This is a genomic window from Flavobacterium sp. KACC 22763 (genome assembly GCF_028736155.1).
GTDB lineage: Bacteria > Bacteroidota > Bacteroidia > Flavobacteriales > Flavobacteriaceae > Flavobacterium.
Genome location: NZ_CP117879.1, coordinates 2,909,488 through 2,930,070, shown reverse-complemented (window position 1 = coordinate 2,930,070; position 20,583 = coordinate 2,909,488). Strand labels below are relative to the sequence as shown.

The 20,583-nt window shown below is 34.1% G+C and carries 14 protein-coding genes and 1 riboswitch; all 14 genes read left to right on the top strand.

Features of this window, described 5'->3' with window-relative positions; genetic code table 11:
• Positions 1 to 10 precede the first annotated feature (10 nt).
• Positions 11 to 2,512: a beta-N-acetylhexosaminidase gene (locus tag PQ463_RS11755; protein WP_274253868.1), complete on the top strand. Its 2,502-nt coding sequence runs from the start codon at positions 11 to 13 to the stop codon at positions 2,510 to 2,512.
• A 4-nt stretch (positions 2,513 to 2,516) separates the two neighbouring features.
• On the top strand, positions 2,517 to 3,821 hold the full coding sequence (locus PQ463_RS11750; protein WP_274253867.1) for a serine hydrolase domain-containing protein: 1,305 nt from the start codon (positions 2,517 to 2,519) through the stop codon (positions 3,819 to 3,821).
• Between the two features lie 455 nt (positions 3,822 to 4,276).
• Complete coding sequence (locus tag PQ463_RS11745) at positions 4,277 to 6,139, top strand: TonB-dependent receptor plug domain-containing protein (RefSeq protein ID WP_274253866.1); 1,863 nt, start codon at positions 4,277 to 4,279, stop codon at positions 6,137 to 6,139.
• A gap of 252 nt (positions 6,140 to 6,391) precedes the next feature.
• Positions 6,392 to 6,658: a hypothetical protein gene (locus PQ463_RS11740; protein WP_274253865.1), complete on the top strand. Its 267-nt coding sequence runs from the start codon at positions 6,392 to 6,394 to the stop codon at positions 6,656 to 6,658.
• Between the two features lie 270 nt (positions 6,659 to 6,928).
• A complete protein-coding gene (locus PQ463_RS11735; RefSeq protein ID WP_274253864.1) occupies positions 6,929 to 9,604 on the top strand; it encodes a PAS domain-containing sensor histidine kinase in 2,676 nt (891 codons plus the stop codon).
• A gap of 2 nt (positions 9,605 to 9,606) precedes the next feature.
• On the top strand, positions 9,607 to 10,056 hold the full coding sequence (locus tag PQ463_RS11730; protein ID WP_111378991.1) for a response regulator: 450 nt from the start codon (positions 9,607 to 9,609) through the stop codon (positions 10,054 to 10,056).
• 222 nt (positions 10,057 to 10,278) lie between these two features.
• Positions 10,279 to 10,379: riboswitch (SAM riboswitch) on the top strand.
• A 239-nt stretch (positions 10,380 to 10,618) separates the two neighbouring features.
• A complete protein-coding gene (locus tag PQ463_RS11725) occupies positions 10,619 to 11,608 on the top strand; it encodes a TlpA disulfide reductase family protein (protein WP_274253863.1) in 990 nt (329 codons plus the stop codon).
• A 188-nt stretch (positions 11,609 to 11,796) separates the two neighbouring features.
• On the top strand, positions 11,797 to 13,269 hold the full coding sequence (locus PQ463_RS11720; RefSeq protein ID WP_274253862.1) for an aminotransferase class V-fold PLP-dependent enzyme: 1,473 nt from the start codon (positions 11,797 to 11,799) through the stop codon (positions 13,267 to 13,269).
• Positions 13,270 to 13,534: 265 nt separating this feature from the next.
• The gene (locus tag PQ463_RS11715) at positions 13,535 to 14,011 is read left to right on the top strand and encodes a cupin domain-containing protein (protein ID WP_274253861.1); all 477 of its coding nucleotides are present in this window, start codon (positions 13,535 to 13,537) and stop codon (positions 14,009 to 14,011) included.
• Positions 14,012 to 14,336: 325 nt separating this feature from the next.
• Positions 14,337 to 15,680 carry a TolC family protein gene (locus tag PQ463_RS11710; protein WP_274253860.1) on the top strand — a complete coding sequence of 448 codons (1,344 nt, stop codon included), beginning with the start codon at positions 14,337 to 14,339 and terminating at the stop codon, positions 15,678 to 15,680.
• Positions 15,681 to 15,691: 11 nt separating this feature from the next.
• Positions 15,692 to 16,756 carry an HlyD family secretion protein gene (locus tag PQ463_RS11705; protein WP_274253859.1) on the top strand — a complete coding sequence of 355 codons (1,065 nt, stop codon included), beginning with the start codon at positions 15,692 to 15,694 and terminating at the stop codon, positions 16,754 to 16,756.
• Positions 16,757 to 16,759: 3 nt separating this feature from the next.
• On the top strand, positions 16,760 to 18,328 hold the full coding sequence (locus PQ463_RS11700) for an efflux MFS transporter permease (protein WP_274253858.1): 1,569 nt from the start codon (positions 16,760 to 16,762) through the stop codon (positions 18,326 to 18,328).
• 200 nt (positions 18,329 to 18,528) lie between these two features.
• Positions 18,529 to 19,224 carry an ion channel gene (locus PQ463_RS11695; protein ID WP_274253856.1) on the top strand — a complete coding sequence of 232 codons (696 nt, stop codon included), beginning with the start codon at positions 18,529 to 18,531 and terminating at the stop codon, positions 19,222 to 19,224.
• A 139-nt stretch (positions 19,225 to 19,363) separates the two neighbouring features.
• A complete protein-coding gene (locus PQ463_RS11690; RefSeq protein WP_274253855.1) occupies positions 19,364 to 20,455 on the top strand; it encodes an AI-2E family transporter in 1,092 nt (363 codons plus the stop codon).
• Positions 20,456 to 20,583: the final 128 nt, after the last annotated feature.

The following is a 20,583-nucleotide window of genomic DNA, read 5'->3' as shown; positions in this document are numbered from 1 at the left end:
ATAAAAAGAAATGAGAAAAAGTATTCTTCTATTAGCCCTATTTCTAAGTTCGCTTAGTATTGTACAAGCCCAAAAATTAGACCTAATTCCGAAACCTGTATCAGTTCAGCAAAGTGCGGGTCAGTTTGTTTTGCCTCCATCCTTAAAAATTGTGGTAGACAAAAAACTAAAAAATAGTGGGGATTATATTACGACAGGTTTTTCAAAAAATACTGGAATTAACCCAATTGTTTCAATTGGAAAAAAACACGGAAAAAATACTATTTCATTTCTGGTTGATAAGAAATTGAATCTTCCAAGTGAAGGATATCAATTGGAAATAAATGAAAAAGGGATTTTCGTAAAAGGAAAAACAGATAAAGGCGTTTTAAACGGATTCCAAACTTTACTGCAAATTTGCTCTGCGAAAGAAGTTAAAAAAGGAACCCTTCCTTTTGTACAAATAGAAGATTATCCTCGTTTTGACTGGCGTGGAATGATGTTGGATTGTTCAAGACAATTTTTCGATAAACAAACTGTAAAAAATTACATCGATTGGCTGGCTGCCCATAAAATGAATGTTTTTCATTGGCATTTAACAGATGATAACGGTTGGAGAATCGAAATAAAATCATTGCCAGATTTAACTTTAAAAGGCGCTTGGAGAGGTCCAGGCGAAGTTTTGTTGCCATCTTATGGTTCTGGAGACAAACGTTATGGAGGTTTTTATACGCAAGAAGATATTAAAGAAGTGGTGGCTTATGCTACCGATCGTGGTATTTCTGTAATGCCAGAAATCGAAATTCCGGGGCATTCGCGTGCGGTAACGGCTTCGTATCCAGAAGTGGGTTGCGAGATAACGCAGGAACTTAAAAGTGTTCAAGGAGAAGTAAAAAATGTTTGGTGTGTTGGGCGTGAAGAAAATTATGATCTTCTGGATTCAATCATTAGAGAAGTTTCGGGATTATTTCCTTTTGAATATATTCATGTTGCGGGAGACGAAGTGAATCGCGCCAATTGGGAACATTGTCCAAAATGTCAAGCTTTAATGGCAAAGGAAGGATTTACAGACAGTTTTCAGCTTCAGAATTATTTTTTTAAAAGAGTTCAAAAAATTGTAGACAAATACCATAAAAAAACGGATGGCTGGAATGAAATCCTGAAAGGCGGAGAAATCGATCCAAATACTTTGATTTCTGCTTGGCAGGGAATTAGTTACGGAATTGAATCGGCAAAAAAAGGGTATAAAACCATCATGATGCCAGGACAATTTACCTATTATGATATGGCGCAATCTGAAACAGAACGCGGTCACAGATGGGCAGCAATTACAGATACAAAAAGAGCCTATTCGTTTGAACCAATTCCTGATGCTGATTTAACTACAGAAGAACAAAAAAATATCATTGGAGTTCAAGGTGCTTTGTGGAGCGAATATTTAGATCGTCCTGCAAGAATTATGGAATACCAAAGTTATCCGAGAATCAGCGCGTTGTCTGAAATTGGATGGTCTAAAAAAGAAGATAAAAACTGGGATGATTTTTATGGAAGATTAACCAACAGCCATTTAAAAAGACTGGCTGATATGGGAATTGCTTTTAGAGATTTTCCTCCAACAGCTATTTATAAAAATGGAATAATCACGGTAACGCCACCTTATGAAGGTGCCGTTGTACGATTTGATAAAGACGGAAATGAGCCTACTAGACAATCGCCTTTATATACAGGACCAATTCAAACTAAAAATTACGAGCAATATATGTTCAGAGTATTTTTTAATGAATATTCGGCAAGCCCTGCCGTAAAAGCAGAAAAATTGCCTGTTGCTAATTGGGATACATCAAAAGCAGAAGTTTTGACTATTTCTGAAAATATCTCACAATATGTAGATAAAAAAGGCATCTGGTATTTGGCTTTTAATCCGACAGATGACGGAGCAAACGGAATGATCAAAAATGTTTCGCTTTTTGAAAATGATAAATTAATGCAGACTTATGCAGACGAAAAAGCATTAAAATCAAAACCTCGTTTGAGATTTTTGATTGATAATTACAACGAAAAAAATACGTATAGATTAGATTTTACAGTCGAAAATAAAGAAGAGAAAAAGTCTGCTGCAAATGTAAAGTTCAACTGTTCTCCTTATCAGGAACCAGAAGTAAAAGTGACTTCATCGATGGCAGAAAATCCGAAGTTTCCAATTTCGAATCTGCAAGATTATAACGAAGAATCGTATTTGCGTACCGATGTTGCTTGCAAAGATGGCGATTGGATTTTGTATACCTTTACTAATCCTGTAACCTCTTCTAAAATTGAAGTTTTAACTGGAATTCCGCATCACCCGAGATTTATCATTAATAATGGATTTGTGGAGTATTCGTATAACGGAACCGATTTCATAAAAGGCGATAATTTCGACTACGGAAATGCTTCAATTTATCCGAAACAGCCTGTAAAAGCAGTTAGAATACAAATTACAGGAACCAATAATGAGCCTTTGATGGCAAGTCAGGACTTAAAAATCAATCCATAATACTATGAAAAATATTGGCATCAAAATTTTAATGGTTTCCTTGATTTTTTTAGGAATAAATGGTTATGCTCAGGAAAACTCAAAACAACCAGATGGTTTAGAACGCAATGAAGTTTACATCGATTCGATGATGACAAATGCGCTTGAAAAAGGCTTTTTTCCAGGAGCACAAATTATTGTTGGTACAATGGATTTTAATTTGATTTATAAAAACTACGGCTATCATGATTATACCAAAAAGCAATTGGTAAAAACAGAGGATGTTTTTGATTTGGCTTCAATGTCTAAAGTTCTTGGCGCAACACTTGTAACAATGCGTTTGGTCGGAAATGGAAAAATTAAATTGACAGATCAAGTTGGAGAAATTGTTCCGATTTACAAAAACACAGCGATTTCCGATTTAACGCTTTTTGAACTCTTAACGCATACTTCTGGATTAACGCCAAGTATCACTTTTTATCAAGCATTGCTTTCTACGCCAGATAATTCGCCATTTTTGAGTAATCAAAAATCGGAACAATATGTTGAGCCTTTTGATAATATGTATGTAAATAAAAACATTGTTTACGATTCTAAATATTTGGTTTTTGAGCCAAAAGAAAATTGGGTTCAGATTTATAAAAACATGTGGCTCAATCCAGAATTTTATCCGTCGGTTTATGAAAAGATTGCGAAAGCGAATACAAATCCGAGAGGGAAATATTTGTACAGCGATTTAAATCTTCTTTTGGTAAAACAAATGATAGAAACTAAAACAGGAAAAAAACTCGATCAGTTTACCAATGAAATTTATAAAGAATTAGGCATTTCAAAAATTGGATATAATCCGCTAAAATGGACTTCGATCGATAATGTAATGCCAACTGAAGTAGATAATTTTTTTAGAAAAGATACTGTAAAAGGTTATGTACACGATGAAGCGGCAGCGATTTTTGGCGGTGTTTCCGGAAATGCAGGTTTGTTTGCCAATGCAGAATCGATTGCTGTTATCTGCAAAATGCTAATGAACAACGGAAATTATAAAGGAAAACAGATTCTAAAAGCAAAAGTTGTAAAAGAGTTTACAGATTCTCCGCTTGCCAAAGAAGGAATTTATCGCGGTTTAGGTTTTGATAAGAGAAAACCAGACGAGTTTTTTACAAAAGATGATTTTGGACATACGGGTTTTACAGGAACTTTTTTCTTTATGAATAGAAATACAAATCGATTTTTAATTATTCTGACGAATCGAGTTAACCCAACTAGAACAAACCGGTTAATGTACAAAGACGATTTTAGTGCTAAAATCTGGAGGCAAATTAATAAATAAAAGTTTGCCACGAATTGCACGAATTTCCACGAATTAATTTTTTCAATCTGTGAGAAAAATTTAGCCACAGATTAAGAGGATTAGAATGATTTTTTTTCATAAAATATGTAAAAAAAGAATTAGTGAAAATTCGTGTAATTCGTGGCAAAATAAAAAAGAAATCTGTGGGAATCCTTTTAATCTGTGGCAAAAAAATAAGCGTAATCAAAAAAACTAATCATAATCAGATTGAGGCTGGAATTTCAGAAGAAGAAATCAGAAACAGTTAGAAAGAAAGTTTTGTTGCATTAAAAAAATGCGTGCTAAATGTTTGATTTATAAGTAATATCTCTCACTTTTGCTTAATTTTTGGCAAAATAGATCATTAATTCATCCGGACTAGTTATAATTACAAAACTGGTATGCTTTATTGGTACGGTAAGCAATTACTTTTGCCAAAAAAAATAAAAACCAAAATGAAAAAGATCTATTTTGCTGCCTTTGCAGTAATTTGTACCAATTTTTACGCACAGACAAAAAAAGATTCCATCAACCAAATGGATGAAGTCATTATTAATGAAGGCCGTTTTAATACACCAATTTCTAAACAAAACAGAAATGTATATGTTATTTCGAGCGAAACCATTAAAAAACTGCCAGGAAGAACATTGCAAGAAGTATTGCAATATGCCAACGGAGTAGATATCAGACAAAGAGGACCATTTGGAACTCAAGCCGACATCAGTGTTGATGGTGGAAGTTTTGAGCAGACTGTTGTTTTATTAAACGGAGCAAAAGTAATCGATTCTCAAACGGCTCATAATATGCTAAACCTGCCTCTTCCGGTTGAAGCAATTGAAAGAATCGAAGTGGTTCGTGGACCAGCAGCAAGAATTTACGGAATTAACAGTTTAACAGGAGCCATTAATATTATTACCAAAAAACCAACCGATTCTGGATTTATGGTAAGCACTTACGCAGGATCAAATTTCGAAAAAGATACTCAAGATACTGGTGATACTTTTTACGGAGCAGGAGTTCAGGCTGGAGCAGTTTTAGGAAAAGAAAAACAGCAGCATATTCTTTTTGCTTCGCATGATAAAAGCAATGGTTACCGTTACAATACAGCATTCGAAAACAACAAAATTTTCTATCAGGGAAATGTTCAGATCAATGATAAAAATGAAATTTTAGGTTCTGCAGGTTATATCAAAAACGGATTTGGAGCAAACGGATTTTACGCTGCACCTGGAGATAAAAACTCAACAGAAATTGTTCAGACTACATTTGCCAACCTTCAGTCAAATCACCAAATTACAGATAGCTGGAAAATCATGCCGAGAATTACGTACCGCTACAATTATGATGATTACCGTTATTTAGGAAATTCAAATCTGGCAGTTGGAAGAAGTCAGCATTATACCAATTCTATTGCAGGAGAATTGAACTCTACAGTTAAATTATCTAAAGGAGAAATTGGTTTTGGAGCGGAGTTTAGAAACGAAAATATCCACTCTTCAAACATTGGAGATCACGATCGCGAAAATGTGGGACTTTATGCAGAATACAGAAGAAGCTTTACTGAAAAATTGGATGTAAATATCGGAACATATTTAAATTACAATTCAGATTATAAATGGCAGATTTATCCAGGAATCGATGCTAGTTATGCTATTACCGATGCATTTAAGATTATTGGTAATGTGGGAACAAGTCAAAGAATTCCATCTTTTACAGATTTATATTTGAAACAAACAGGAAATGTTGGAAACCCTGATTTAGATTCAGAAAATGCTTTTCAAAGTGAAATTGGATTCAAATACAACAAAAGAGCTTTGAGTTTGAATGCGAATTATTTCTACAGAAAAATTGACAATTACATCGACTGGATGCGTAATGCTACAAATGTGCCTTGGCAGAGTCAGAACAAAGGAGATTTAAACACAAATGGAATCAATTTACGCGGAAATTACAGATTTGATTTCTCTAAAGATTCTAAATTAAGTATTCTTTTAGCTTACACATATTTAGATTCAGAATTCAATAGTACGCGTACAGAAACGTATTCAAAATATGCAATTTCGTCATTAAAACATCAAATTACCAATACAATAGATTATCAGTTTAAAAACTTATCTGTAATGTTTGCCACTCGTTTTAACGAAAGAATTACAGGTCCTTCTTATTGGGTAAATGATTTTAGAGTAAGTCAGGCTATTAATAAATTCACTATTTTCTTAGATGGACAGAATATTTTTAATGCAACTTATTATGAGGTAGGAGCAGTTCCATTGCCATCACGCTGGTTTACTTTGGGGGTAAAACTGGTTACTTTTTAAAGAGAATTTTTTTCAGAACTTTAGATTGTTAGAAACAGCCTGTAAGCTTTATGTTTACAGGCTGTTTTGTTTTTGCATTAATTAAATAAAGACTTTTTTCTAAAATGTTAATTTTTGTTTAAATTAAGAAATCATATAAACTTTTTTAAAAATGATATAATAATTTTATGGTTTAATTTGTTGAATTTTACTGAATTACGAATGAAATGATAATCAACTTTCAATTTTAAGAAAGTGTAAACCAGAAAAAAAATGGACAGAAGAAATAATCAAAACGATTTATCCCAAGAAAGTGTAGATCGTACTCAGGAGGCAAATTGGGATCCAATTTTAGGATACCACATGTATTTTCCGCATGAAGAAAGTATAGATGAAGATTTAAAGGAAAGAAACGACGCTGTTCATAAACCTAACACTGGTGATTGGGGAGATGATAGTGATTACGAAGAGCTAAGGCATAAAAAGAGTTCTGATATGAATATTAGTACTTTTGGAAATGAAGATACAAAAACAGATTGATAGTAAAAGAGCGGAAAATTTCCGCTCTTTTGCATATTATGCAGCTGCAGCACGAATCTTTAATTCTAATAAAAACTGAATTTTAAATGATTCTGATTTTTGAAATCAAAGAATTTGTAGGAGGATTTATATTGATATTTAATTTTTATGAAATCACATTGAATAATGTTTATAGTAAATCCCTTTTTATTTATATTTGAGAAGGAATTTAACAAATTTGAGTGTATTTTATAAAATTAAACAGCATTAAAAATTATTTTCACTCAGTAGATGATGGAGTTAATAAATAATTTAGATCTTCTAAAAACCGCTTTTAATGCTGCGCCAAATGGTATTGCAGTTTTAAAATCTTTGTATACTACTAAAAATAAGATTGAAGATTTTTCGGTGTTGCTGTTTAATGATTATTTTATAAACTGGATCAATAACGAAGACTACAAAGGAAAAAGATTCAGTAAAGTTTTTTCTAAAATAGGAGGAAACACAATTCTCGAAAAATGTATTGAAACCGCAGAAACAGGAATTACATCCCATTTTGAGCAATGCTATGATGATGAAAGAAGAAACCATTGGTTGAAATTTACAGCGGTTATGCAAGACGAACTATTGGTGGTGACAATGGAAGACATTACCGAAGAGAAGCATTCTGAAAATGAACTCAATAATGCATTAATTGAAGCTGAAAAACAAAAAAGACTTTACAATTCTATAATAAACGGAACTCCCGATTTGGTTTATGTATTTGATCTGGATTATAAGTTTACTTATGCCAATAAAGCTCTATTGACAATGTGGGGTAAATCGGCTGAGGATGCTATAGGACGCGGATTAATAGAAAACGGATATGAAGATTGGCATGCCGAAATGCACGAAAAGGAAATAGATACTGTAGTGGCTGAAAAAAAAGCTATTAGAGGAACTGTTTCTTTTCCGCATGCAGAACTCGGAAGAAGAATTTACGACTATATTTTTGTTCCAGTTTTTAATGAAAAAGGAGAAGTCGAACTTGTGGTTGGAACTACAAGGGATATTACTGAAAGTAAACAGGCAGAAGAAAAACTGCAGCAAAGTGAAAGCCGTTTTCGCAAAATGATTCATCAGACGCCGGCTCCAACTTTGGTGTTAAAAGGTGACGATTTAATTATTGAGCAGATAAATAAACAGATGCTGCAAATGATTGGCCGTGGTGAAGAAATTATTGGCATGCGATTGATTGATGTGCTGCCTGAGCTTGAAGGCCAATATGTATGGGAGCAGGTTTTAAAGGTTTATAACGAAGGAATTCCTTTTGATCAAAGTGAAGTTCTTGTGCCACACAATCGAACGGGAGAATTAAAAAACTATTATTATAATTTAACGTATCGACCTTTAATTGAAGAAGGGGAGATAACAGGAATGATACAAGTGGCGGTTGAGGTTACAGAACAAGTTGAAGCCCGTCAGAAAATGGAAAAAAGCGAAAACCGTTTTCGAGCTTTAGTCAATGCATCTTCTGATTTGGTTTATCGTATGGATGCCGATTGGATGGTGATGCAAAGTCTTGAAGGAGGAGGAAGGCTTTCTGGCTCTGGTGGCCATAGCGTCAATTGGCTAGATAAATTTGTTCATCCTAGCGATTTGGAACAAGCAGTTCATCTGATTTCTAAATCTATCGTAGAGAAAAGCATTTTTGAAATGGAACACAGAATTATTAAAGAAGATGATTCTGTACGATGGGTTTTCTCCAGAGTGGTTCCGATATTAGATGAAAAAGAAAAAATTGTAGAATGGTTTGGCGCTGCTAGTGATATTACTTCACAAAAAGAACTTCAAAATGTTATTGCAGAAAGCGAAGAGAAATTTAGGCAGCTTGCAGATTTGGTGCCGCAAATTATCTGGACCGCACAACCCGATGGATTTGTAGATTATTTCAACAGCAGATGGTATGAGTACACTGATCTTAACGAGCATGAATTTGGCGATTCAAGTTGGGTTCCAGCGCTCCATCCTGACGATGTTTACGATGTTTTAAGAACTTGGTACCAAAGCGTTAATGCGGGTTCTTCTTATCAAATGGAATTTCGTTTAAAAAATGGAATTTCGAAAGAATACCATTGGTTTTTGAGTAAAGCACTTCCTATTAGAGATAAAGAAGGAATCATTACCAATTGGTTTGGCACCTGCACCGATATTCATGAACAAAAATCGATTACCGAAAAACTGGAAATTTTGGTAGCAGACCGCACCAAAGAACTCCAACGTTCAAATGATGATTTGCAGCAATTTGCCCATGTTGCATCGCACGATTTAAAAGAACCCGTTAGAAAAATAAAAACATTTGTAAGCCGTTTAGAAGACCATCTCGAAAATCAGCTGGATGAATCGACAACGAGATATGTTGAAAGAATCCATGTAGCGGCAGACAGAATGTTTACTATGATTGACGGTGTGCTTGCCTATTCTAAAATCAATGCCGACTCGCAAAAAGCAACAATCGTTGATCTCAATGAAGTCATAAAAAGCATAGAAACCGATCTTGAAATTTCACTTCAAAGAACAGGCGGAAATATTTATTATCAAGGGCTTCCTGTTATTGAAGGAGCTTCCGTACTACTCTATCAGTTATTCTATAATCTGATAAACAATTCTATTAAATTTGCTAGAGAAAATGTTCCGCCACTGATTACCATTAATGCAAAAGAACAAATTGAAGGCGGTAGAAGGACAGCTGTAATTACGGTAGAAGACAACGGAATTGGGTTTGATCTCGATCAGACTGGACGCATTTTTGAAACTTTTACCCGTCTAAACTCTAAAGACCGTTATGAAGGAACTGGCTTAGGATTATCTCTTTGTAAAAAAATAGCGGAACGTCACGGAGGAAACATTACCGCAACCGGAATTGCTGATAAAGGAGCTGTTTTTAGTATTACACTGCCATTTGAACAAAGAGAAAAAGATATTTAATCATGAGTAAGAAAATAATATTATTAGCTGACGATGATCAAGATGACGCAGAAATGTTTTGCGAAGCCTTGGCTGATATAGATGAAAATATTGTTTGTCATTGTGCAGAAAATGGTGATAAAGCATTGAAAATGCTGAAAAATCAAGATAAAATTCCAAGTGTCGTTTTTTTAGATTTAAATATGCCTATTATGAATGGGTGGGAATGTTTGAAACAATTAAAATCGGAAGAGAATTTTAAAGATATTCCGGTAATTATGATTTCTACTTCTTCGCACAAAAATGATATGGAAGCAGCTGGGAACCTTGGAGCATTCTGTTATTTTGTGAAGCCAAATAATTTTAACGATCTAAAACAAGTCCTCGGATTAATTACTTCAAATCTCGAAAACGGATTCAAAGAGCCTCTTTTAAATCTGGAAAAGAATAAATATCTGCATCTTTTTCTTTAGAATTTATAAATGCATTTCGATTCAGAATCTAAAAAACGTATGAATTTCTTTTATAAATAAGAATTTCAAAATAAACTTATTTTTTGTTTTAATGTTTTGATTATAAGTGTTTTATTGGGTTGTTAAAAAGCGCTTTTTTAATTAATTTGAAAAAAACAAAATTTAAACTTGATTAATTCGGTAGAATTACTATATATTTGTATCAGAAAAATTATAAAATGATACTTATCCAGAAAGACTGAGGGAATAGGCCCATTGAAGTCTTAGCAACCTGTTGCCGAATAAGGTGCTAAATCCTTCCGCAAAATGCGGGCAGATAAGAAAGATTTCATCCGTAAATCTGTTTAAGATCATCCAATTAAAAATTATTAAAATGAAAACTGAATCAATTTTATATGCCGGTTATGAGCTTTTGAATATAATTTTCGAAGAAAATAGTCTGGCCGTTTTTCGAATGTAAAACACCAATTCTCTCTTAGATTTTCTTTTTAAAATGCAATTTGCTGATGGTTTTTTCATCGGCCAGAAACTCTTTTGTCTAATCTTAAAAACTAAAAATAAAATGAAAAAAATACTATTAGGTTTTGCTTTGTTTCTTGGAGTTGTTCAAACTCAGGCACAGGAAAGTAATTTACAATTAAAAGGAACTGTTGCAGATACTGTGGCGCAATACGTTTACTTGCAGAAGTTTCACAATAAAATGTTTACCACGATTGATTCGGCAAAAGTAAAAGACGGAAACTTTAGTTTTAAAACAAAAGTAAAAACACCAGATTTATACGGATTAAGCGTCAATACAGAAAGTTCGCCATTGTATGTTTTTCTTGAAAAAGACCCGATTACGGTAAAACTAAGTCCGAAGAAATATTATACAGCCTCTGTGGTTGAAGGTTCAGCTTCACAGGATTTGTTTGAAGCCTATAAAAAGAGCAAAGATGTTGAAATCAGCAAATTCATAACAGAAAATCCAAAATCTATCGTTTCGGCTTATGTATTATACAGAAACTGGTCATATAGATTAACGCCAGAGCAGATTACACAAAATATTGCTTTGCTAGATAAAAGTCTTCAAAACACCACTTACGTGAAAGAATTAAAAGAACTGGCTATTGTTTTAGACGGATTAGCAGTAGGTAAAAAAGCCCCAGATTTTACAGCCAATGATCCTGATGGAAAGCCAGTTCGCCTTTATGATAATTTGAAAGGGTATACTTTAGTAGATTTTTGGGCTTCATGGTGTGGTCCTTGCCGAAGAGAGAACCCGAATATTGTAGCGGCTTACAAAGAATTTCATGAGAAAGGGTTTAACATCGTCGGGATTTCTCTGGATAAAAAGAAAGAAAACTGGATTAAGGGAATTAAGGATGATAATTTAACCTGGACACATGTTTCTGATTTGCTTTTCTGGAACAGTGCCGTTGCCAAATTATATGGTGTAAGAGCTATTCCAGGGAATTATTTGGTAGATTCTAAAGGAATAATCGTCGCGAAAAACCTGCATGGAGAAGAGTTGCAATCTACATTAAAAAGACTTTTAGGGCAGGCAAATTAATTTATTTAAACACATAGTAACATAGTTTTTCTTTATCTAAAAAGGCATTTCATTTGTTTTAACAAACATAGCTATGTGTGAAAATCTAGATTTTTTCAAATACCTATTATTTAGAATATAATCTATGTTTCTATGTGTTTAAAAAGATTCAATCAATAATAAATTTAATTAATTAAAATGACAAGGATATGAATGCTATTGAGCCAACAACAAAACCAACAGAGCCTGAATGTTACTTTTCTAAATTTAGAGAAAATACAATAGGAATTGACCATACTTTTGAATCGGTTTATGGAGAACAAAATCTAGTTTACGCAGACTGGGTTGCCAGCGGAAGATTATACGCGCCGATTGAAGATATAATGCTCAATAAAATTGGTCCCATGATTGCCAATACGCATTCGCTTTCAAGTCAGACAGGAAAAACCTCGACTTATGCCTATCAGCATGCGAGAGATATTATTAAAAAGTCCGTTAATGCCAACGAATCGGATGTTTTGGTAACTACAGGAAGCGGTATGACGGCAGCTTTATCAAAACTGCAGCGTATTATGGCGCTTCGAACCAAATCGGAAGAAGATAGACCTGTGGTTTTTATTACTCACATGGAACATCATTCTAATCAGGTTTCGTGGTATGAAACAAATGCCGAAGTGGTTATTCTGCCGCCTGATGAGAACAATTTAGTCGACCCAAAAGCTCTTTCATCGGCAATCAAAAAATATGCAGACAGAAGCTTAAAAATCGGTTCGTTTACTGCTTGTTCGAATGTTACGGGAATTATTACGCCTTATCACGAATTAGCCAAAATCATGCATCAAAACGGCGGACTTTGTTTTGTAGATTTTGCAGCCTCAGCTCCGTATGTCAAAATCGATATGCATCCAAAAGATCCAGACGAACAATTGGATGCGATTTTCTTTTCGCCACATAAATTTTTAGGCGGACCCGGAACTTGCGGTATTTTGGTTTTTAATGAAAAATTATATCAATCTGATTTTCCTGATAATCCAGGCGGAGGAAATGTAAGATGGACTAATCCGTTAGGGAAATATTGTTACAGCGATGTAATAGAAGTAAGAGAAGATGGCGGAACTCCGGGGTTTTTGCAAGTTATTAGAACGGCATTGGCTTTAGAATTGAAAGAGCAGATGAACGTGGAGAAAATCAGAGAAAGAGAAAAAGAGTTGCTAGATCTTTGTTTTTCCAGACTTCAAAAAATACAAGGCTTATCTATTTTAGGAGATTTAACCACAGAACGAATTGGCTGTGTCTCGTTTGTGATTGAGGATATTCATTACAATTTGATCGTAAGACTTTTAAATGACCGTTTTGGGATTCAGGTTCGCGGGGGCTGGTCGTGTGCGAGTACTTATGCGCATTATCTGTTTAATATCAACGAAAAGAAATCGGCAGAAATTACAAATGAATTATTACAGCGAAATCAGACCAATAAACCAGGTTGGGTTCGTTTATCACTGCATCCAATTACAACCAATGAAGAGCTTTTTTATATCTGCGATGCGATTGAAAAAGTAGCTTCGAATTATAAAAAATGGAAAAAAGATTATGAATATAATCCGGTTTCAAATGAATTTGAGAATCCCGAGATTAAAGATACCATTGCAAGAGAAGTAAATGAATGGTTTAAGTTAGATTAAATATAGTTAGTTAAGTTTTAAACCTGACAGGTTTTAAAAACCTGTCAGGTTTCCAAAAGAGTAATATTCCGTAGGAATATCTCATCGGTAGAAAAAAAATGATATCGTTTTGCGTTGTGTCCTGTAAGGACACCTGTTTCAGGATATGATTTGCCTCGTTTATCAGACGTTCCTACGGAACGTATAAACGTGTGTTGAAATTTGATTCTACTAAGCAAACATTCCTAACGGAATGAATTGTTTTTTACCAGAATAAATATAAAGAATGAGAACAATACCAAGAAGAATCGTAACAGGCTTACGAGACGGAAAATCAATTATAGAGCAAGATGAAATCGTTTCGAATGTATCGGAACATTTTCCTGGATTAATTATTTCTGATATCTGGTCGACAGATTCTACACCCGCAAAATTTGAGGAGAAAGTTATTGAGAATACTGCTTTTCCCAATACACCAAAAAACGGAAGTTATTTCCGTTATGTTCAGATTCCGCCTGATAAAGATTTGGGTGTGATAGTCACAGAAGGAGAACCGCATCCTTTAATGCATCAGACCGACACTCTAGATTATATCATTATCATTTCTGGTGAAATTTACCTGATTGTAGACGAAGAAGAAACTTTGTTGAAAGCTGGAGATATTGTAATTCAGCGTGGCACCAATCATGCGTGGAGTAATAAATCAGACTCGCCATGCATTCAATTGGCTGTTTTACTGGATGCTGAGAAAACTGAAAAATAAAATTATAAGCCGATAACTACATTTTGATTTATTTCTAAAATTGCAATAATCTAGCTGATTGTTGCAATTTTTTTTTGTTTAAAATTGGTCTTGAGGCACTTAAAAATTGTTTCAATTTATAAATTGGAACAATTTTAAGTGTTTGTACTATAAAGTGTTGAATAATAATTGTTTAAATTTATTGTCAGAATAATTATTGCAAAAAATAATTTTAGAGTTTACGCCGTGGCTTTTTTTAAAGAAAGATTTCAAGTTTTACCGAAAGGTTGTTGAAGAATATTGATTACAGATTCCCAAAAATGAAAAATTAAATCAATATAATCGGATGTATTATTGGCAATTTAGAGTTTTAAATTTAAAATATTTGACTTTTGTCTTATTGTACTGCTGTAATTTAAGTTTTGCGCAGCAAGATACCAGTAGTCTGGCATCTGCAAAAAAGATAAGACTTGATGAGGCAATTTTATTAGGCATTAAAAATAACCGGCAATTGAAACTGGCAAATGCCGATTTGGCTATTGCCAATGAAAATGTCAGTCAGGCTAAAATTGCAAAAGCGCCAAGAATAAGTTTAAACGGTGGTTACAATTATATTGGAGATCCTAAACTTTACGAAGGATTTTATGCTAGAAATGTTACCGTATATTATTACGATCATCAGGCCTTTGCCAATATTATTTCTTCGCTCCCAATTTATGCTGGAAATGCCATTAATACCAGAATTAATCAGCAGGAATTAATTAGTGAGATGCAGGAATCGGCTGTAAAAATGACCGAAGCTGATGTCAAAAATGCCATTACCGAACAATATTTTACACTTGAGAAATTATACCGACAAATTGAGGTTACGAAACAGAATATTATCAATACTGACATTCGAATCAATCAGTTAAAATCGCGTGTAAAAAATGGTCAGAATCTTACGAGTGATCTTCTGAGAACCGAATTGCAGCAGTCTAATTTTAAGGTTTCGGTTTTTAGAAGCACCAATACGATTCAGCTTATCAGTAATTATCTGGATATATTAATCGGATTTCCGACTAATACAATTCTGAAACCCGAAGTGGCAGAAAGTATGATTCCGACAGAAAATATGAATCTGCAGGAAAGTTTAGAAGAAGCATTTCTGAATAGGGAAGAGATGAAACGGGCAGATATAAGAATTAAGTTATCAGAATCTTCATTAAGTCTCACCAAAAGCGGATTTAAACCGAGCTTAAATGCAAACTTAATTTTGAATACCGAATATCCGGCGCAGTGGCCCAATTATGTTAATATTCTCAATTATTGGGCAGCAGGACTTTCTTTGAATTGGGATATTTCGAGTTTTTATAACCTGAAACACCGCATAGGCAGCGATAAATTGGAAATCGATAAAAGCAATATAGCTCTAGAAGTGACCAAAGACCAGATTACTACCGAAGTTAAAAATGCGTACGTGAGATATGTAGAAAGCAAAGAAAATATTAAAACCTATAAAAAAGATGTAGAGCTGTCAATGAGCAATTATAAAATTGTAAAAAGCCGATATGATAACGATTTTGCTTTAATCAGTGAGATTGTAGATGCGGAATTGCAATTAAATAATTCTAGAATTTCACTTGTAAACGCCAATTTAGATTTAATCATTCAATATTACTCACTTCAATATGCAATGGGCAAACTTTAAAACTTCTTGTTATGAGCGAAGCAGATACACAAAATGGAGCAGTTCAGAAAAATGAAAAAAAGAGAAACACAATTCTCACGGTACTGTCTTTTGTTTTTTTAATTGCAGGAGGATTGTGGATTTTAAGTTTGTTCTTTGATTTCAGTTCCTATGAAACCACCAATAATGCGCAAGTTGAAGCTTACATAAATAATATTGCGGCGCGTGCGACTGGCCATATTAAAGAAATAAAATTTGAATCTAATCAGCAGGTGAAAAAGGGAGATACATTGGTTGTTTTAGATGATGAAGAATACATTATTAAAGTTAAACAGGCCGAAGCAGATTTGGCTATAGCCGAAGGTAATCTGCATTCGCTGCAGCAAAATATAACGACTTCAGTTTCTAATCAGGCTTCGGGAAAAGAAAAGCTGGCAGGAGATTTAGCGAGTTTAGAAAAAGCTCAAAAAGATTATCAGCGTTTCAAGAATATGTATGCCGATTCGGCAGTAACACGAAACCAATATGATCAGGTTATTTCTAAATTAAAATCGGAAGAAGCTTATGTTAAAGCAGGCAGAAAAGGTCTAGAAGCAAGCAGTTCGATTACCAAACAGAGTTCGATTAATCTCGAAGCAGCGACAGCAACCGTCGCCAGAAAAAAAGCAGATCTTGATGCCGCAAAATTGCAGTTGTCCTACACAGCTATAATGGCGCCAGCGGATGGTTTTGTGGGTGAAAGAAATTTGTCTATTGGCGAGTTAATTAATGCTAATCAGACTATTGCTACAATGGTTCTGACTGAAAAATTATGGATTTCGGCCAATTTCAAAGAAACTCAAATCGAGAAAATAAAACACGGACAAGAAGTGACCATTACGATTGATGCTTTGGATGGAAAAGAATTTAAAGGAAAAGTGGCTGGTTTTTCTCCTGCTACGGGAGCCAAATTCTCGATGGTTGAGCCTGATAATTCAACAGGAAATTTTGTTAAAATCACCCAGCGTATTCCAGTTAAAATTGAATTTGAAACTCCGACTAAAGAGCTTCAAGAAGTAAGACCAGGAATGAATGTAACTGTTGAAGTAAAAAAATAAGAGATGTTTGCAGGGAAAAAAAGGAGCCTTTTTACACTGACAGGATTATATATCCTGACGATTCCTTTTTTTAACGGACTCAATGTTACGACTTATGATAATTCGCAGATATTAGGACATTTTGGGCCTTCTACGACCGCTTTTAGTTATGCGGTTTACATTCCCATTTTTGCAATGCTTGCTTTTTTGCCTTTAGGATTAAAACTGGGAAAACAGATTAAGGTTCGTACCATGATTTTATCCGTTTCATTTTTGTCTCTGCTTTTCAACACGGCTTCATTATTTGCGCCAACGATCGCTTGGTTTGTTTTATGCCGTTCTCTTTTGGCAATAGTTTCTATTATTGGAATATTTGCTTCGATGGTGCCTATTTTATTAAAGTACAATCCTGCTCTTAATATGGCTTTGATGTACGGAATTTTTCAGTTTATACAGAAAGGAAGTCAGCATTTGTATCAATATTTAGGAGCACATTTTGTGAGTTTTCATAACTGGACGTTTGGAATTTATTTCCTGAATGTCAATTTTTTAATTTGTATTGTTCTGGCTTGGTATTTTTATAAAGCTGATGTGGCACCTCTAAAAGCCAAATTTCAATTTGATTGGAGAGGTTGGATTATCCTGATTTTATTTTTTACCATTATCCTTTTTTTATGTGCTGAAGGACAAACTAGAAATTGGTTTAGCGATCCTAAAGTAACGTTGGCTTCTGCAGTTTTATTTATTGTGGCGGGAATCTATCTGCTTCATGTTCGTTTTACCGCAGAACCTTTAATTAATCCAGATGTTTACAAATTTAAGAATGTCATTCCGGGGGCATTTTTGATGTTTTATATCGGATTAATAAATGGAACAGGAAGTGTCATAACAGGGTATATGACCAATATATTAGGTTTTGATCCCGTTCTGGGAGCGGTAACGCATCTTTCGCTTTTAATTGGGTTATGCATCTCGATTCCGCTTTCGACTTATCTTTTATTCAAACGAATTTATCTGGCTACGATTTGGGTAATTGGTTTCGCTTGCTACGGAATGTATCATATTATACTTTTTTTCAGATTCTATCCAGGAATCGATGCATCTGATTTTTATCTGCCATTAATTTTTAAAGGTTTAGGAATGGGGTTTCTGTTTCCAGTTTCGCTCTTATATATATCAGAAGGAATTCCTCCAAATTTGAGTACATCACGCATGATGACTGGAATTATCGCTCAGGCTGTTTTTGCTTCTTTACTCGGAGGCGCTGTTTTAGGAACTTTTATTTCAAATATGAATGTGCAGCATAAAACGGGTTTAAGCCAGCAATTGAGTCCGATAAATAAACAAGCCGAACAGCAGCTGGAAAACTCAAAAAGACAATTTTTATATATGGGATTATCAGATGCTGAAGCGCAGAAAAAAGCAGAAAAAAGTCTTTCTAATCAGACCTCTCAGGCTTCTATGTTATTGGCCTATAAAGATATTTATCTCGTAATGTCGGCAGTTTGTTTTCTGCCCATTTTCATTATTCTGCTTTTTAAACTTTGGCGAAGACCAATTGGAAGAGTAGAAGTAGAGCCGATACCGATTTGAGGGTGGGGATTAAAGAAGCAAGAAGCAAGAGTAAAGAAGTAAGAATATAGAACTTTTCCTGAGGTTTCGGGATTGGAATTTGGAATTTCGTTTTTGGAATTTGTTTTTAGACTTCAAGATTGGAATTTGGGATTTAGTTTTTGGAATTTATTTTAGGTTTCGGGATTGGAATTTGGAATTTAATATTTGGAATTTATATTATGATAGCACAAAAAGACCGTTTTTTATATCGTATTTGGACGCAAGAGAAAGGACTCAGTGGTATGCTGATACTCTTGTTTATCATGCATTTTATTGTCATTCCGTTTTTTGGCAGTTATATGCGTTTTATGACAGCAGTTAATATATTTTGGATACTATTTCTTTTCGCTGGAATTATAGCTTTATCAAAACATAAAAAGCAAGCTTTTCTTATTTCTATAATTCCCTTTTTATTTATTATAACACAATGGATTAATTATTTTGAACATAATATTTTTATCCTATTTGCCGATCTTATTCTCTCGGTTGCCATTATGCTGCTTCTCATTACTTTGGTTTTAATAAAAGTTTTGGAGCCTGGTCCTGTAACTACTTATCGCATTGTGGGCTCGATTGTCGTGTATATGCTTTTGGTTCATTTTTGGTCTACGCTTTATTTATTTCTTTTTCAGCATATTGATGGTTCTTTTCAAATAACAGAATCAAAGTTTACAAGCAATAGCGATCTGGCTAGTTTTATGTATTTCAGTTATATCTGTATCACATCAACAGGTTTTGGCGAAATAGCGCCTCTTCATCCTTTGGCTCGCTCTCTGGTTCAGATTGAGGTGCTTACAGGAGTTTTATATCCGATAATCTTGATTGGAAGGCTGGTTTCAGATGCCAATTTCTCTATTAATAAGACTGGGAAGTAAAGAAGAATCAAGAGACAAGAACCAAGATTAGAGTATAAAGAAGCAAGATTAGAGAAGCAGAGTAAGGATTTAAAGAAATCATTTACCATTAACAATTCACAATTTACCATTAACAACTCACCATTAAAAAACAATAACCATGAAAACAATCAATTCGAATAAAAAGAAAGAACTCTTTGATACTATTTTGCAGTTATTTTTCATATTTCTCCTTGTTGGGTTTTGTCTTAAGCTGCTGTTGCCTTTTTTTATGCCTATTCTGTGGGCTGTAATATTATCTGTTGTATTTTATCCGATATTTAATTCATTACAGAAAATATTAAAAGGAAGAAAAGCATTGGCATCGGTTGTCATTACTATTTTGATTATTGCCATTATGGTGTTGCCTCTCATTTATTTTCTGAAAGCGGCAACGGGAAATTTTTTAGAACTGAAAAATAGTTTTGAAGCAGGAACACTTAAAATTAGTCCGCCGGGTGCTTCTATAAAAGAATGGCCCATAATAGGTAAACCGCTCTATGAGTTTTTACTTTCAATGTCAACAGATTTAGAACAAGGCGTTGTTAAATATCAAGATCAGATAAAAGAATTGTCTTCTAAAATTATGGCAAGTATTTTGAGCTCTGGTGCAGCATTTTTGCAATTTATACTTTCGGTTATTATTGCAGGAGTTTTATTGGTATCGCCAGGAGGAAAAGCTTTCTTTATGAAATTCCTGAAAAAAATTGCAGGAAATGAAGCTGAAGAAATTATGACGATTTCGGTTTCAACTATTTACCAAGTGGTTAAAGGGATTTTGGGAGTTGCGGTTATTCAGACCATTATTCAAGCTATCGGCTTGTTTTGGGCTGATATTCCGTATGCGGGAATATTGACTTTGATTTGTTTGATATTTTCTATTTTACAGATTGGACCTATTATAATTAATATTGGAGTGATCATTTATCTTTTCTCAACTGGAGATTCTGGTCACGCCGTTTTTTGGACTATATTTTTTATCATCAGCGGATTGTCTGATAATGTCTTAAAGCCTTTATTATTAGGAAAAGGAGCTCTTGTACCTATGCTTGTGATTTTTTTAGGTGTGATAGGCGGTTTTATTATGTCAGGTTTCATCGGGTTATTTGTTGGGCCTATTGTATTTTCAATAGGATATAAATTGTTTGTAGCATGGTTGGATGATAATGCGGAACCTGTTGCAGAACCAGAAGAAGATATTGAGAGGGTTTAAATTGTAAATTGTTAATTATAAATTGTTAATTGTGTTATGCAAGTGGTTTTTTGCTTTTCACACCCTAAATTTTTTACACTTGAATTAACAATTCACAATTTATAATTCACAATTAAAAGAAGTATTTT